Origin of the sequence: Rubrobacter aplysinae (assembly GCF_001029505.1) — a bacterium.
In the GTDB taxonomy this organism is placed as follows: Bacteria; Actinomycetota; Rubrobacteria; order Rubrobacterales; family Rubrobacteraceae; genus Rubrobacter_A; species Rubrobacter_A aplysinae.
Genome location: NZ_LEKH01000002.1, coordinates 36821 through 52590, shown reverse-complemented (window position 1 = coordinate 52590; position 15770 = coordinate 36821). Strand labels below are relative to the sequence as shown.

11 protein-coding genes are annotated in these 15770 nt (G+C 66.4%); 8 read left to right on the top strand and 3 right to left on the bottom strand.

Annotated features, from left to right (window positions below):
• Window positions 1-134: 134 nt before the first annotated feature.
• The 3 genes from ABD53_RS02620 (at window position 135) to ABD53_RS02610 (ending at window position 4260) form a co-directional block, all read left to right on the top strand.
• On the top strand, window positions 135-2189 hold the full coding sequence (locus ABD53_RS02620) for a thioredoxin domain-containing protein (RefSeq protein WP_047864211.1): 2055 nt from the start codon (window positions 135-137) through the stop codon (window positions 2187-2189).
• A 65-nt stretch (window positions 2190-2254) separates the two neighbouring features.
• Complete coding sequence (locus tag ABD53_RS15595) at window positions 2255-3124, top strand: class I SAM-dependent methyltransferase (RefSeq protein ID WP_053057598.1); 870 nt, start codon at window positions 2255-2257, stop codon at window positions 3122-3124.
• Window positions 3125-3369: 245 nt separating this feature from the next.
• A complete protein-coding gene (locus tag ABD53_RS02610) occupies window positions 3370-4260 on the top strand; it encodes a YihY/virulence factor BrkB family protein (protein ID WP_084709215.1) in 891 nt (296 codons plus the stop codon).
• A gap of 61 nt (window positions 4261-4321) precedes the next feature.
• On the opposite strand, the gene ABD53_RS15590 is transcribed toward ABD53_RS02610, so the two are convergent.
• Both ABD53_RS15590 and ABD53_RS02600 read right to left on the bottom strand, forming a co-directional pair.
• The gene (locus ABD53_RS15590; protein ID WP_053057597.1) at window positions 4322-5416 is read right to left on the bottom strand and encodes an NfeD family protein; all 1095 of its coding nucleotides are present in this window, start codon (window positions 5414-5416) and stop codon (window positions 4322-4324) included.
• Between the two features lie 88 nt (window positions 5417-5504).
• Complete coding sequence (locus ABD53_RS02600) at window positions 5505-6743, bottom strand: trans-sulfuration enzyme family protein (RefSeq protein ID WP_053057596.1); 1239 nt, start codon at window positions 6741-6743, stop codon at window positions 5505-5507.
• A 507-nt stretch (window positions 6744-7250) separates the two neighbouring features.
• Between ABD53_RS02600 and ABD53_RS02595 the strand changes: the two genes are divergently transcribed.
• From ABD53_RS02595 to ABD53_RS02575, 5 genes are all read left to right on the top strand, one after another.
• Complete coding sequence (locus ABD53_RS02595) at window positions 7251-10133, top strand: 2-oxoglutarate dehydrogenase E1 component (RefSeq protein ID WP_152670538.1); 2883 nt, start codon at window positions 7251-7253, stop codon at window positions 10131-10133.
• Window positions 10134-10227: 94 nt separating this feature from the next.
• Window positions 10228-11613, top strand: a complete 1386-nt coding sequence (gene odhB, locus ABD53_RS02590; RefSeq protein WP_047864210.1) for a 2-oxoglutarate dehydrogenase complex dihydrolipoyllysine-residue succinyltransferase — start codon at window positions 10228-10230, stop codon at window positions 11611-11613.
• 464 nt (window positions 11614-12077) lie between these two features.
• Complete coding sequence (locus ABD53_RS02585) at window positions 12078-12419, top strand: hypothetical protein (RefSeq protein ID WP_047864209.1); 342 nt, start codon at window positions 12078-12080, stop codon at window positions 12417-12419.
• A gap of 140 nt (window positions 12420-12559) precedes the next feature.
• Entirely contained in the window at window positions 12560-13834 is a 1275-nt protein-coding gene (locus tag ABD53_RS02580) for an NAD(P)/FAD-dependent oxidoreductase (RefSeq protein ID WP_047864208.1), read from the top strand.
• Window positions 13835-13927: 93 nt separating this feature from the next.
• On the top strand, window positions 13928-14980 hold the full coding sequence (locus ABD53_RS02575) for an FUSC family protein (RefSeq protein WP_053057595.1): 1053 nt from the start codon (window positions 13928-13930) through the stop codon (window positions 14978-14980).
• 144 nt (window positions 14981-15124) lie between these two features.
• On the opposite strand, the gene ABD53_RS02570 is transcribed toward ABD53_RS02575, so the two are convergent.
• Complete coding sequence (locus ABD53_RS02570) at window positions 15125-15739, bottom strand: trimeric intracellular cation channel family protein (RefSeq protein WP_047864207.1); 615 nt, start codon at window positions 15737-15739, stop codon at window positions 15125-15127.
• Between the last annotated feature and the right edge of the window lie 31 nt (window positions 15740-15770).

Below are 15770 nucleotides of genomic sequence, written 5' to 3'. Positions count from 1 at the left end.
ATACGTCTCTTACACGGCTCTTTCGCCTCTCTTTGCCCGTTTCACCGGAGGGCCGTTTCACCGGAGGGCCCGTGTGGTACGTTGACCCGGAGACGCTAAGAGGACATTAACCCTTACACGGAGGTTTCCTGGTCATGGCGAACCGGCTGGCGCGGGAGACGAGCCCCTATCTCCTGCAGCACGCGGACAACCCGGTGGACTGGTACCCGTGGGGTGAGGAGGCGCTCGCCCGCGCGCGCGACGAGGATAAGCCAATCCTGCTCTCCGTCGGATACTCGGCCTGCCACTGGTGCCACGTCATGGAGCGGGAGTCCTTCGAGGACGAGGCGACCGCCGCCCTGATGAACGAGCACTTCGTAAACGTCAAGGTGGACCGCGAGGAGCGCCCGGACATAGACTCGCTGTACATGCAGGCCGTCCAGGCCCTTACCCGCAGCGGCGGCTGGCCGATGACCGTCTTTCTCACCCCGGACGGCACGCCGTTCTACGGCGGCACCTACTTCCCGCCGCGCCAGTACGGCAACATGCCGGCCTTTACGCAGCTCTTGCAGTCCATCGCGAGCGCCTACGAGACCCGCCGCGACGAGGTGGACGCCAGCGCAGGCCAGGTTCGCGACTTCCTGCGCTCCGCCGCCGAGGCCGCGATGCCCGAGGCCGACGAGAGCGGGGAGCGGCTCTTCGAGAGCGCCGCAAAGAGCCTCCTGTCCGAGGCCGACCTCAAGCTCGGCGGCTTCGGCGGCGCGCCCAAGTTTCCGCAGCCGATGAACCTCGAGGTGCTGCTCCGCCACCACCGGCGCACCGGTGACGAGGACGCGCTAAGGGCGGTAGAGACCACGCTTACTGCCATGTCTCGCGGCGGCATCTACGATCAGCTCGGCGGCGGCTTCGCCCGCTACTCCACCGACGCGCAGTGGCTCGTGCCCCACTTCGAGAAGATGCTCTACGACAACGCCCTGCTCGCCCGGCTATACCTGGAGGCCTACCAGGCGACCGGAAAAGAGCCGTACCGCCGCACCGCCACCGAGACCCTGGACTACCTCCTGCGCGACATGCGCTCCCCCGAGGGCGGCCTCTACTCCGCCGAGGACGCCGACTCCGAGGGCGTGGAAGGCAAGTTCTACGTGTGGACGCCGCAGGAGCTGCAGGAGGCGCTCGGCGCGGAGGACGCCCGTGTCGCCGCTACTTACTGGGGCGTCTCCGAAAGGGGCAACTTCGAGGGCAAGAACATACTCTACCTCCAGCGGTCGGCCGAGGCCGTCGCCGCCGAGCTTGGGTTGGATCCGGCCGAGCTAGAGGAGCGTATCTCCAGCATAAGGGGCACGCTGCTTTCAGAGCGGGGGGAGCGGGTACGCCCGGCCCGCGACGAGAAGGTGCTGGCCTCCTGGAATGGCCTCGCCCTGCGGGCGCTGGCGCTGGCCGCCGGGGTTACGGGCGAGGAGCGATATCGGCGGGCCGCCACGGAGCTCGGAGAATTCCTGCTGCAGAAGATGATGGACGACGGCAGGCTGCGCCGCTCCTACAAGGATGGCGAGGCCCGGATAGACGCCTACCTCGAGGACTACGCCGCCGTCGCGGACGGCCTCGCGGCGCTGTATGAGGCTACCTCCGAGCTGCGGTGGCTGGCCGCGGCCCGGGATCTCGCGGACCGGATGCTGAAGCTTTTCTGGGACGCCGGGCGCGGCGCGTTCTACGACACGCCGGTGGATCACGAGGAGCTCCTCACCCGTCCCCGGGACCTGTACGACACCGCCGCGCCCTCCGGCAACTCGCTGGCCACGGAGACGCTGCTGCGGCTGTCACTGCTGCTGGACCGGGACGACTACCGTGAGGTCTCCGAACGGGTGCTCTCGGACCTCGCCGGCGGCATGGAGAAGGTGCCGGCGGGCTTCGGACGCCTGCTCTGCGCCCTGGACTTCTCCGTCTCGCGCACGGCCGAGGTGGCGCTGGTGGGCGAGCCGGATGCCGGTGAGACCCGGGCGCTCGCGGACGTCGTGTACGGACGCTACCTGCCGAACTCCGTGGTGGCCGGATGCGCGCCGGAGGACGACGAGGCCCCGGCCCTGGTGCCGCTGCTCGCCGGGCGTGAGACGCGGGACGGTAGGGCCACCGTCTACGTGTGCGAGGGCTACGTCTGCCAGAGCCCGACCACCGAGCCGGAAGAGCTCGCCCGCCAGCTCGACGAGATCTAGCAGCATCCGGCGAGCCCCAGAGGTAAAGGCTTCCACCGGGAGCGTGGAGAGCCCGTGAGGAGTTCGTGAAAAGCGGAGACCCCCGGCGCGGTATAGCGGGCATCCCGGACTATCGGGATCTCGACGTTAGCGGCGAGGCTCTCGCCGCCGCGCGCCGCATGGAGGACCGCGCCGAGGCCCCGGCCTCGGCGGCGTTGTTCGAGGAGTTGGTCGCGCCGCTTCTCGAGCCCGCGCCGGAGCGGGTGCTGGAGGTTGGCTGCGGCACCGCCGCCCTCTCGCGCCGCGTCGCCCGCCGGCTGCCGGGCTCGGCGGTGTACGCCGCGGACAAGAGCGCCGGGATGCTCTCCTACGCCGCGTACACCACAGAGCGGGCCGGAGACCTGGAGAACCTGCGCCTCGGGAGGTGGGACGCGACCGTGCCGGGGGAGTTCCCGTTCGAGGGGGACGGGCCTTTTGGCCTGATCCTCTCCTCGGTGCTGGTGCCGTACCTGGACGATACGCAGACCGCCGCGCTCGTGCACGACCTCGCTTCGCGGCTGGCTCCGGGCGGGGTACTGGCGTTCGTCGAGCAGGATCTCAGCAGCGACTCGGTGAGCTTCCCGCGTCACGACCTCTTCCAACGGATCTACGCCAAGGACGCCCGCGACCTCGACACGACGATGGCCCTCGGCCTGCGGCCGCTCTTGCGGGACGCCGGGCTTACGCTCATCCCCCGCAGGTCGTTTCTGTGGACCGACGAGGAGTATCTGCCCTACACCCGGGGCCTAGTGGCCGGGCTCGCCGACGCCGCTCTGCACGACGGGCGCATCACCCCCGAGGAGCGCGCCGAGTGGGAGGAGACCCTGGAGCGCCAGGCTGCGACCGGGGACTTTTACTACGGTCTCGTCTATCATCGGTTAGCCGGACGCAGCGGAGGCCGGACCATCACGCCATAGCGTGCTATCCGGCCTCTCTTTCGCCGGGAGAGGTTTTATCCGGGAGCTTAAGAGGTAGGGATGGGAGAGTTGCGATCAAAGATGTAATGGCGGTGCCTCGCCGCGAGGAAACCGCGGGAAAGCCCTCCGGCCGAGCCCGCCGGACGAGAGGCGCCGGAAAGCCATAAGGTCATAATGGCGCGGAGCGCAGAGATGTAGAGAGATGTAGAGAGATACAAAAGACGGGGAGTGGGGTGGCATAACACATGAGCACTGCGGACAGCACGAGTGGCACCAACGTTTCGGAAAAGCCGAAGAGCAGGTCGGCGTGGCACGTTCTCGTGCGCTCCGTGAAGGAGTTCAGCGCGGACGACATGCTTACCTACGCGGCGGCCGTCGCGTATCAGGTGTTCTTCTCGTTGTTCCCGTTTATCATCTTCTTGTTGTCGCTCTTGGGGATGTTGAGGATACCCGGGCTCTTCGACACCTTGCTCCAGCAGGCCGAAACCGTGATGCCGGGCACGGCTTTCAGCCTGATCGAGGGCATAGTAAGCCAGGTCAGGAGTCAGGCCGCGGGCAGTGTCCTCTCCTTCGGGGCCATAATCGCGCTGTGGTCCGCGTCTTCGGCGGTCAGGATGACGATGCACGCGATGAACGTCGCCTACGACGTGGAGGCCGAGCGGCCGGCGTGGAAGAAGTTTCCGCTCTCGCTCCTGTACACCCTGCTGCTCGCGGTGATGATAATAGCCGCGGTCGGCCTGATACTCGTCGGCGGCTCGGCGGTGCAGTGGGTCTCTCAGCAGATAGGCTTCGGCGGCGGCACGCTCGTCACCCTGTGGACCTGGGCGCGCATACCGTTGGCGGTGGTCCTGATCATCACGATACTCGCCCTCGTGTACGGCCTGTTCCCGTACTTCGACCACCCGTTTAGGCTCATAACCCCCGGCGCGATAGTAGCCGTGCTCGTGTGGATAGCGGCCTCTCTGGGGTTCTCGTTCTACGTGAGCAACTTCTCCAGCTACAGCGCGACCTACGGCTCTATAGCGGCCGTGATAATCCTGTTGCTCTACTTCTTTATCTCGGCGGCGGTGGTGTTGTTCGGTGCGGAGATAAACGCCGAGGTATACCGCGAGGTGGACGACACGCAGGACACCTGAGGCGTGGAAGGAGAGTAGGGGAGCAGGGGGAATAGGCCGGCGTTCGCGCCCGGGTTCGCGCCTAGCCGGAGGCTGACTCGTCTGAGCCCCGGACGGCGATACCGCCCCGCCGAAACTCGACGATCTCGGCCTCCGCGCCGACCTGCAGCGGCGGCGAGTCCTTGCTCTCCGTAAACGCCTTCCAGCGTTCACCGTGGACGAAGACGATGCCGGGCGAGCCGGGGGCGACCGGCGAGCGGACGTCCCCGATCTCCCCGATCATGCTCTCCGTCCCGACCGTGACCTTCTGGCGGCTGGAGCGCACCGCCGCGTACACCGTGCCGACGAGCCCCAGAACCCCCAGCACCCCCGGCACGATGACGAACCACTTCGAGAATCCGAAGCGCTCCGAGAAGGTCAGGGACTGCTGCACGATCTCGGCGTCGGCGGTGTCCAGCGTGATCCCCTTCGGCTCGACCGTCTCGCCGTCGGCGGCTTCCAGTACCCCCCGTAGACCCGGCTCGACGTACTCGACGATGTTCATGTCCAGCGCCTCCTCGGAGTTGACCGAGGCCGCCTCGCGCACCGCCTTCTCTGCCCACTCCTCGTTGCGGTCGTGGGCCGAGGCGAGGCCCGTTATGAGGGAGACCGCGTCGTTGGTGGTCTTCTTGCCGAGGTCCCCGGTTATGTCCGCGCCGGTCGAGCGGATCGGGGTGGCCGAGCCGGTACGGCTCTGGGGGCCCATAGCCGCCACGTCCGACGCCATGAGGAGGAAGGTTCCGGCGCTGACCGCCCGCGCGTTCGGCGGCACGTAGACGAAGACCGGCGTATCCTCCGCGCCGCTCATGGCGTTCACCATCTCCTCTGTAAGATCTACCCGGCCGCCGAGGGTGTTTAGCTCCACGGCGACGGCGGCGTCCGCATCCTGGGCGTCGGAGATCACACGCTCCAGATAGTCCACGCTGTCTCCGGTGAGCTGGTCCCCGCGCCCCGTGGTCTGGGATATGTCCGCGACGTAGACCTCATCCGCGCCGCCGTCCTGGGCGTATGCTTCGTCCGTCACGCCGAAAGCCAGCGCGAGCGAATACAGGATCAGGGCCGCCAGGAAACCTCCGAGAATCGCGGAAATTCCCGCTCTCGCCGGGCGTCCGCCGGGTCTGGCCGTTGCGTATTTCATACCAGTGGGATTCTACTACCCGCCGTCCGGAGCCAACGGGTGAGGGATCACCGCCGTGGACGTTGCTCCGCCGGTTGCCGACTCGCCGCTATACTTTTTGTAACGCCTGCTCTATGTCCTCGGCGATGTCCCCGGGGTGCTCGATGCCGGCGGAGACCCTTATGAGGCCCTCCTTCACCCCGAGGCGCTCGCGGCGGGAGGCGGGCAGCTCGCGGTGGGAGGAGGTGGCCGGGTGTGTGATCAGGGTGTACACGTCCCCGAGGCTCGGGGCGCGGACGCAGAGCTGTAGCGCGTTCAGGAAGCGGAACGCGGCCTCCCGGCCACCCTCCAGCTCGAACGAAAGGAGGCCGCCGGTGTCGGAGAGCATCTCCGGCGCAAGCTCCGCGTCCGGGTGGCCTTTGAGCGCGGGGTGATTGACCCGGACGATACCGGGCACCGCCGTGAGACGGTTCGAGATCTCCCGCGCGTTCTCGCACTGGCGCTGCATGCGCAGGGGCAGAGTCTTCATGCCGCGCAGGGTGAGCCACGCCTCGAACGGCCCGAGGATGCCGCCGGTGAGCTTGCGGACCCCTTCCACGGCCCCCGCGTACGGGGGCACGGCGGCCGCCGCCCCGGCGGAGACGTCCCCGTGCCCGGCGAGGTACTTGGTGGCCGAGTGGACCACGATGTCCGCGCCGAGCGCGAGCGGCCGCTGCAGGTACGGCGTGCCGAAGGTGTTGTCCACGATCAGGGCCGCCCCGCCTGCGTGGGCCGCCTCCGCCAGCCGCGGCACGTCGGCGACGCGCAGCAGCGGGTTCGAGATGGACTCTATAACCAGCGCGCGCGGGGAGTGCTCGGCGACCGCTCTCTCCACGGCCTCCACGTCGTAGACGTCCACGAACTTCGTATCCACGCCCGAGGCCCCGAATATCTGCAAGAGGAGGGTGGCGGTCGAGCCGTAGAGCTGCTCGGCGGCGAGCACCGTCGCCCCGGAGCCGACCTCGGCGGCGGTCAGGGCGGTGTGCATCGCCGCCATCCCGGAGGAGAACGCGAAGGCGGCGGTCTCGCGCTCCTCTTCCGGATCTTCCAGGGTGCGGAGCGCCTCTTCCAGGGCGGCGACCGTCGGGTTGTCGTAGCGGGCGTAGCTATAGCCCGCCTCCTCGCCGCCGAGTATGCGGTCGGTCTGCTCCATGTCGTGGTGAGAGAAGGTCGTCGAGGCGTAGATTGGGGTCGAGATCGGGGCAAAGTCTCCCCGGCCCCCGGCCTCGCCATCTGCGGCCTCGCCGTCCGCGGCGTGCCCGATCCTGTGCTCCCCGGCGTGTACCGCCCGGGTCTCGAAACGTGCCAAAATCCCTCCGCTCTCTAACCGCTCCGTGATAGCTCCGTTACTCCCCGGCTCCGGCCGGACGGGTCCATAAGGCCCATATACTAACCTAGAGTAACCCGGAGGTAAGGTACCGTTAGAGAGGTCAGAGAGGCAAAAGCCCGTGTGGGATGCCGAGCCCCCGCGCATTAGTACACATAGTATGTTTCGACGAGACGCTGGCGGATGGATGCGGAGCCCTGTGAGCGCCTTGCGGTGGGCTTTACGGGCGGTCTCTATGAGGCCCGGCCGGAGCTTGGCCCGAGCCGCGTCATATGCGTTATGATGCAGGGGAACAGGAGGTTTTACGGGTCCTGGAGAAGAGCATAAAGAGCTTGAAGACCGTCGGCGCAACCCGGCCCAGCGTCATCGGAAGAGCCGCTTCCGGTCCGCACGGCTCACAGAGGATGCCAAAGACGACATCGTGCTCAAGAAGACCAGAAAGACCAAAGAGAAAACAACGAGAACAGCGACGTGAGGGTGTGATCCGGTGTGGAAAACCTGAGTGAGAGCCAGTTCTACGGGCCAAACCTTGGGTATGTATTAGAGCTTTATGACAACTATCTCAGCGACCCGGACTCCGTGGACGAGGCGACCCGGAAGTTCTTCGAGGGCTGGAGCCCGCCCCGGGAGATTCAGGGGCCGTCTCTATCCAACGGTCACGGCAACGGGTACGCCGGGGCTGCGGCCGAGGTCTCGGAGGTAGAGGCCGACAAGGTGGTCGGCGCGGCGAAGTACATCCGCTCGCTGCGGGACTTCGGGCACTCCGCCGCCAGGCTGGATCCGCTGGGCTCCGAGCCCGTGGGCGACCCGGCGCTCGACCCGGCGTTTCACGAGATCTCCGAGGACGACCTGTACTCGATGCCGTCGAGTATCGTCGGGGTTCCGCTCTCCCAGAGGACCTCTACAGCCGGAGAGGCCGTGCAGGAATTAAAGCGGATCTACACCAGCACCACCGGCTACGACTTCGGGCACATCCACATCCCCGCCGAGAGGTTCTGGCTGCGGGACGCCGTGGAGAGCGAGCGGTTCCACCGCAGGCTGGACGGCGACGAGGCCCGGAGCCTCTTGAAGCGCCTCACCCGGGTAGACACCTTCGAGAAGTTCCTGCACCGTACGTTCCTCGGCCAGAAGCGGTTCTCCATCGAAGGCGTGGACATGACCGTCCCGATGCTCAACCTCCTGGCCCGGTCCGCGACGGACCGTGAGATCCCGGAGATGGTGCTCGGCATGGCCCACCGCGGCAGGCTGAACGTGCTCGCCCACGTCCTGGACAAGCCGTACGCCAGGATCTTCGGCGAGTTCCAGCAGCCGGACAAGGGCGAGGACTCCTCCGCCGCGGAAAGCACCGGCGACGCCTGGGTCGGGGACGTGAAGTACCACCTCGGCGTCCGGGGCTTCCACCTGCAGGAAGGCCAACAGGACTCGAGCGTACTCGTGAACCTCGCTCCGAACCCGAGCCACCTGGAGCACGTCAACCCGGTGGTCGAGGGCATGGCCCGGGCCGCCCAGGAGGATCGCTCGGAGAAGGGTGCGCCCGCGCAGGACGGCGACGCCTCGCTCGCGGTGCTAATACACGGCGACGCCGCCTTCCCCGGCGAAGGCGTATCGGCCGAGACGCTGAACCTTTCACGCCTGCCCGGGTACCACACCGGCGGCACGATCCACGTTATCACCAACAACCAGATCGGGTTTACCACCGAGCACAAGGACGCCCGCTCGACCACTTACGCCAGCGACCTCGCCAAGGGGTACGAGATACCGGTCGTCCACGTCAACGCCGACGACCCCGAGGCGTGCCTCGCCGCCGCCCGGATGGCCTTCGCCTACCGCGAGGAGTTCGGCAAGGACTTCCTGATAGACCTCGTTGGCTACCGCAGGTTCGGCCACAACGAGGGTGACGAGCCGAACTACACCCAGCCCAGGATGTACGAGATCATAAGCAATCACCCGAGCGTGCGAGAGCGTTGGGCGGATACGCTGCTGGAGCGCGGTATCCTGGAAGAAGGAGAGCCCGAGCAGTTCGTCGAGGAGATATCCTCGCGGATGGAGGAGATCCGCAACGACCCCTCCGACGTGGACGAGGAGCCGGTCTTCGACCGTCAGCTCCACACCCCGCTGACGGGGATACCGGATACCGGCGTGGAGTCCGGGCGGCTGCTGGAGGCTAACGAGGCGCTGCTGGAGCTGCCGGAGGGCTTTACGCCAAACAGCAAGCTCTACCGCCTGCTCTCCAAGAACCGTGGCGGGCTGGACGAGAACGGCAAGGTGGACTGGGCCCACGCCGAGTCGCTCGCCTTCGCGTCTCTGCTGCAGGACGGCTACCCGATAAGGCTCACCGGCCAGGACACCGCACGCGGCACCTTCTCCCAGCGCCACGCCACCCTGTGGGACGTGGAGACCGGCGCGGCGCACACGCCGCTCCAGACCCTGCCGGGGGCGGAGGCCTCGTTCGCCGTCCACAACAGCCCGCTGTCGGAGATAGCGGCGATGGGCTTCGAGTACGGTTACTCAGTAAACTCCGAGGACGCGTTCGTGCTGTGGGAGGCCCAGTACGGCGACTTCGCCAACGTCGCGCAGCCCATGATCGACCAGTTCGTCGTGAGCGGGCAGGCGAAGTGGGGCCAGATGTCCAACCTCACCCTGCTCCTGCCGCACGGCTACGAGGGTCAAGGCCCCGAGCATTCGAGCGCCAGGCTGGAGAGGTTCCTGCAGCTGGCGGCCCACGAGAACATTCGGGTCGCGAACCTCACCACGGCGGCCCAGTACTTCCACCTGCTAAGGGCCCAGGCGAGCCTCACGGAGAACCAGCGGCCGCTCGTGGTGATGAGCCCCAAGAGCCTCCTGAGGCACCCGCTCGCGGCCTCGCCGCTCACCGAGCTTACGGATGGAGGCTTCCACCCCGTCTTCGACGACGGCACGCGCCACGGCGCGGAGTCGGTGGAGCGCCTGATCCTGTGTAGCGGCAAGATCTACACCGAGCTCGCCGGCAGCGACGCCTACGACGAGGCGGAGAACGTGGCCGTAGGGCGCGTAGAGCTTCTGTATCCTTTCCCGGAGGAGAGGCTGCGGAAGGTAATAGAGGGCTACCCGAACCTGCGGGAGATCGCGTGGGTCCAGGAAGAGCCCCAGAACATGGGAGCCTGGTTCTTCGCCGAGCCCCGGCTGCGGGCGTTGCTCGAAGACGCCGGTTACGAGCTGCCGGTGCGCTACGTCGGCAAGCCCGCCCGCCCGAGCCCGGCACAGGGCTCGGCCCGGTTCCACAAGGAGGAGCACGCCGCTATAGTGCGGGAGGCTTTCCAGGTAGACGGCCCGGACGGCGGCAAGGTCGGCGCGCAGAAGGTCAGAGAGCGCGCGCCCACCCCGAGCGAGTAGGCCGCGTTAGCCGTACCATTGGCCGGGCCACGAGATCGAGACGGGTTCCAGAGCAGGGTGTCTGGAGTAAATTACATACAAGGAGAGGTGAGACGTGCCTGAAATCCACGTACCGGAGCTCGGGGAGTCGGTAACCGAGGCGACGGTCGGGCAGTGGATGAAACAGGAGGGCGAGGCGGTAAGCGCCGGCGAGACCCTCGTGGAGCTCGAGACCGACAAGATCAACTTCGAGGTCGAGGCCGAAGAGGACGGGGTGCTGGAGAAGATCTCCCACCCCGAAGGTGACGAGGTGACCGTCGGCGAGGCGCTCGGTACCATCGGCGAGGGCTCCGGCCAATCCTCGGGCGAGTCCGGCGGGGGAGACGCCCAGTCCGAAAAAGACGAACAAGCCGAATCGTCCGGCGGCTCCGGGGAGCCCGAGCAGGGCGCCCAAGAGAGCCAGCAGAGCTCCTCCGCGGCAACCGCCGGTACAACCGGAGAGACCGGTGCGGCCGGGACGGAGGGCTCCGAGGCCAACGGCCACCGCGAGCCAGAGGAGGTGAGCGGCAGGGCATCTCCGGCGGTGCGGAAGCTGGCCGAGGAATACGGGATAGACCTCGCCAGCACCTCCGGCTCCGGCACGGGCGGCCGCATCACCAAGGAGGACGTGGAGCGCCTGATCCGGTCGCAGTCCGGTGGCGGGCAGGCTGCCCAGGAGGCTCCGGCGTCCGCGCCAGCTTCTACGCAGCCCTCGGGCGACGGCCAGTCGGCGGCCCCCGCGCCATCGGAGGATGGCCGGGCTCACCTTGAGGAGCGCGTCAGGCTCTCGCGCCGGCGGCAGACCATCGCCCAGCGGCTCGTGGAGGCGCAGCAGAACGCGGCGATGCTCACCACCTTCAACGAGGTGGACATGTCGGCGGTTATGGAGCTTAGGAAGCGCCGCAAGGACGATTTCCAGGAGCGCACCGGAGTGAAGCTCGGCTTCATGAGCTTCTTCACCAAGGCGTCCATCGGGGCGCTCAAGTCGTTCCCCGAGATCAACGCCGAGCTCCAGGGCACCGAGCTCGTGTACAAGAACTACTACGACATCGGCATGGCGGTGAACACCGAAGAGGGCCTCGTGGTCCCGGTCGTCCGCGACGCGGATAACCTGAGCTTCGCCGGGATAGAGCAGGAGATCGGGGACCTCGCAACGAAGGCCCGGGACGGCAAGCTCGGGCTCCAGGATCTCCAGGGTGGCACGTTCACCATTACCAACGGCGGCATCTTCGGCTCCCTGATCTCGACCCCTATCCTGAACGCGCCCCAGTCCGCGATACTCGGGATGCACAAGATCCAGGAGCGCCCGGTCGCCGTGGACGGGCAGGTCGAGATACGCCCGATGATGTACCTTGCCCTCTCCTACGACCACCGCGTTGTGGACGGCCGCGGAGCCGTGAGCTTCCTCGTACGCATCAAAGAGCTCATCGAAGACCCGGAGTCGCTGCTGCTCGAAGGTTAGTCCCAGAGAAAAACAGAGCAAAAACATAGAGAAAACTTCGTGGGAACGGCCCGAAAGCCGTTCCCACGAAGTTTTCTCGACTTCCGTACATAATGCTCCGGGGAAAAGGGTAGCCTCACGACAGTAGGGGGGCGGTCTCCGTGTAGTGCTCTAGGCCGTGGATCAGCCCGCCCAACGTATCGTCCGGGGCACCCGCCCGCACGCCCCAGCCACTACCCCGTGCCTCGAATACTCCGGTACATTCTCGCCATGATTGCCTGCCGCGTAACACCTCAGCCCCCGCTGTCACACCGATACGCTGGCTCCGTCGCGACCCGCAGTTTGCTCGTGATGTCCCTCTACCGTCCTTGACGCCTACGTCGTCGCGCGGGGCTCCTCTTTAAAATTCATACTGTGTGTATGTTATTATCGAGGCTGCGATTACAGGAGTTGTGGCAGTGAGTCCGGAGTGTAGGAGGAGATCCATGTCTCGGCTGACGTTAGGGTTTGGCGTAGTCCTGGTTTTGACCGGGGTGATCTCTTACTTCGCCATGGGTCGGCAGAGTGTGACGGCTTTGATCCCGGCGTTCATCGGGGTCCCGCTATCGTTGGCCGGGCTGGTGTCGATGCAGCCGAGATGGCGTTCCTACGGGCTGTATGCCGCAGCCGGCCTAGGGTTGTTGCTGTCGCTCGGTGCGCTGCGCGGCGTCTTCGGCCTCCTCGGCGGGGCGTTTTCGTTCGCGGCGGTGGTCAACACCATACTGTTCGTTGCGAGTGTTGGGTTTCTGGCGTTGTGGGTCCGGAATATGTGGAGTCCCGGTAAATAGCTTATGTGCAAAGTAGGAGGACGCATGGTTTTTTGGTGTAAAAGCGTTTGGCGGCTTCCGTCCGGTGCGCGGATGAACGGCCGGCCGGGAGAAGACACGGTGGCGCGGACCACTTTTAGGGATTTTGAGGGTAGTCTGTGATGGCTGCTTCTGCGCGGCCTGAGCACGTCGCGGTTATCGGAGCCGGGATGCCGGGGCTGGCCACCGCCTGGTTTCTGCAGGAGCGGGGCGTGCAGGTCACGGTTCTTGAGCGGGATCACGTCGCCGCCGGGTCCTCCTGGGGTAATGCGGGCTGGCTTACCCCCGCTCTGACTACCCCGCTGCCGGAGCCTTCGGTGCTCCGCTACGGCCTACGGGCCATGCTGGACTCATCGTCGCCGGTTTATGTCCCTCCCCGGGCGGACCCGCGTCTTTGGCGGTTTCTTCTCGGGTTTGCCCGGCACTGCACCAGCCGCAAGTGGCGGCTGGCGATGAGTGCCTACGCCGCCGTAAACCGCCGGTCTCTGGACGCCTTCGACGCCCTCACCACGGGCGGGGTTGCCGAGGAAGTCCACGAGGCGGAATCGTTTCTGGGATGCCACGTGTCGGTGGAAGACCAGAAAGCCCTGGCGCAAGAGCTGCACCATGTCCGGGCCGCCGGCCAGGATGTGGAGTACGAGATGCTAAACGGGGACGAGGCCCGCGAGATAGAGTCGGCGCTCTCGGATGAGGTAAAGGCCGCGGTCAGGGTCCGAGGCCAGCGGTTCATCGACCCCGTTCGTTACATGCAGGCCCTGGCCGACGCCGTCCGCGGCCGCGGCGCAGATCTCAAAGAAGGCGTGGGCGTGCACGAGGTCCGGGAAGAAGGCGCCGGGGTTGCCGTGCAAACCTCGGACGGTGAGACGCAAGAGACGCGAAAGTACGACGCCGTGGTGCTGGCCAACGGTGCGTGGCTGAACCCGCTCGCCCGCAAGTTCGGGGTCAGGTCCGTCGTGCAGGCCGGACGAGGCTACAGCTTCAGCGTACCTGCCGAGAGCCTGGGCGCCGGCATGCCCTCCGGTCCTCTGTACTTCTCGGCCCAGCGTACGACCTGCACGCCTCTCGGGGACCGGCTGCGGGTGGCGGGCATGATGGAGTTCCGGGCGCCGGAGGAGTCGCTCGACCCGCGCCGCGTAAACGCGATCATCGAAACCCTCCGGCCCCTGCTACGTGGCGTGGACTTCGAGCAGCGCACGGACGAGTGGGTGGGGTCCCGGCCCTGCACCTCCGACGGCTTGCCGCTCATAGGCCCGACCAACTCGTCGCGGGTGTTCGTCGCGGGCGGACACGGTATGTGGGGCATAGTCCTGGGACCGCTCACCGGAGAGCTGATGGCCGAGACGATCACCACCGGCCGCACCCCCGCCGAGCTCACCCCGTTCCACCCCCTCCGCTGAAAAGCGCGGTATTCTGGATGCGGCGACGAAGATGATATAAATGATATTATTGAACTGGAAGGTTAGGTAGCGCGGAAGGGGGGAGGCGGGATCATGAGGGCCACGGACCCGCTACCGGAGGTGGGCCGGTATCTTTCCTCGGGGACCGGGCGGCTCGCGGCCAACCTCTGGCCCATACTCCAGACCTCGGTTGCCGCGAGCCTCTCCTACTTTCTCGCAGCCGTGGTGCTGGGCAACGCGCAGCCCTTCTTCGCTCCCATAGCGACTGTCGTCACGATCGGGTTGGCCCCCGGCCAGCGGGGTAGACGCGCGGTCGAGGTGGCTATCGGTGTCGCTTTGGGGCTCGCGATAGCCGATGTCATCGCGCGGATTATCGGCGTTGGCGCGGTTCAGCTAGGAGTCGTGGCCGCGCTTGCCATGGTGGCCGCCGTATTCTTCGGTGGGAGGAGCCTGCTGGTAAACCAGGCTGCGATCTCGGCGATACTGGTGATCGCCCTGCTACCTCCGGACTCGGGCTTTACCCCCGACCGCTTCTTCAACGCCCTGGTGGGCGGCGGGGTTGCCCTGGCGGTAAGCTATCTTTTTCCCATGAACCCGGTGCGATTGGTCGAGAAGGCCGCCGAGCCTATCTTTCGGAAACTGGTCGCCGTACTCGAAGAGATAGCCGAGGCTCTCGAAGAGGAGGACTTGGATCATTCCGAGGCAGCCCTGAAAAAAGCCCGGAAGCTCGACCACCGGGTGAGAGACTTCGACGAGGCGCTCTCTGACGGCTACGAGATCTCCCGTCTCTCTCCGACCCGGCGCAGGTCCATAAAGCACCTGGAACTCTACGCCGGCGCGAGCATAAGGATAGAGCTGGCCGTGATCAACACCCGGGTCCTGGCCCGCGGTGCTGCCAACGCCATAAGGCGCGGGGCTCCGGTCCCGTCTTCGATGCCAGAGGCCATCCTGGACCTCTCGCGGGCGGTGCGGGCGCTGGCCGATTACCTGGAGGACCGGGAGGGGCGGAGGAGGCGCAGCGGTTCGCGTTGGAGGCGGCGCGGGGTGCGACGAAGGCTCTCGAAGGCCGTCACGACCTCGCCGTCAGCATCCTCGTGGGCCAGGTCCGCTCGGCGGCCGTGGACCTGCTCCGTAGCACCGGCATGAACCAGGCTCAGGCCCTCTCCGCCCTGGAGGAAGCGTCGTCCCGGAACCCAGACGGTGCCTGAGTGAGGAAGGCTCGCTCCGTCGTCGGGCGTTTCAAACTACAGCGTTAACCTGCAACGTCAACTTCGTCGGCAGCATCGGCGGTTATTTCCCGCGCCTCGGAGAAAACGATGGTATGTGGACGTCGAACCGGATGGCGACGAGCCGCAGTATAAAGACTATGGCCACGGGGATAATCGTGGCGCCGGGATTTCCGGGGAACAGCTGGATCAGGAGAATGTAGACTACGCCGCCGGCTATGGAGGCGGTGGCGTAGATCTCGCGCCGTAGGATCAGCGGCACCTCCGCGCACAGCACGTCGCGCATGACCCCGCCAACCACGCCCGTGATGGTCCCCATGATGACGACTATCGGTACGGGTACCGCGGCCTGCGCCGCGGCCTGTGCCCCTATCACCGTGAAGACCGCCAGCCCGAAGGCGTCGGCCGTGAGGAGTGCGCCGCGAGGCGGTTCTCTGAAATGGCCGTACGCCACGGTAATCACTGCAGCCAAGAGTATTACCGACAGATAAGTGACGTCGGAGATCCAGAAGATCGGCTGTTTCCCCAGCAAGACGTCCCGCACCGTGCCGCCACCGATCGCCGTGATTACCGCGATCACCAGCACGCCGAAGAGATCCATCTGCTTCTGTCCGGCTCTCAGCGCGCCGCTCACCGCGAAAACGGCCACCCCGAACAGATCCAGCAGATAAAGCGTCATGTACAGAAGACTACCAACAAGCTGGCTCCGC

Coding starts and splice junctions, on each gene's coding strand:
- ABD53_RS02580 (WP_047864208.1), top strand. CDS start 12,560: ATGGCTGCTTCTGCGCGGCCTGAGCACGTCGCGGTTATCGGAGCCGGG.
- ABD53_RS15590 (WP_053057597.1), bottom strand. CDS start 5,416: ATGAAATACGCAACGGCCAGACCCGGCGGACGCCCGGCGAGAGCGGGA.
- ABD53_RS02585 (WP_047864209.1), top strand. CDS start 12,078: ATGTCTCGGCTGACGTTAGGGTTTGGCGTAGTCCTGGTTTTGACCGGG.
- ABD53_RS02575 (WP_053057595.1), top strand. CDS start 13,928: ATGAGGGCCACGGACCCGCTACCGGAGGTGGGCCGGTATCTTTCCTCG.
- ABD53_RS02570 (WP_047864207.1), bottom strand. CDS start 15,739: ATGACGCTTTATCTGCTGGATCTGTTCGGGGTGGCCGTTTTCGCGGTG.
- ABD53_RS02620 (WP_047864211.1), top strand. CDS start 135: ATGGCGAACCGGCTGGCGCGGGAGACGAGCCCCTATCTCCTGCAGCAC.
- ABD53_RS02610 (WP_084709215.1), top strand. CDS start 3,370: ATGAGCACTGCGGACAGCACGAGTGGCACCAACGTTTCGGAAAAGCCG.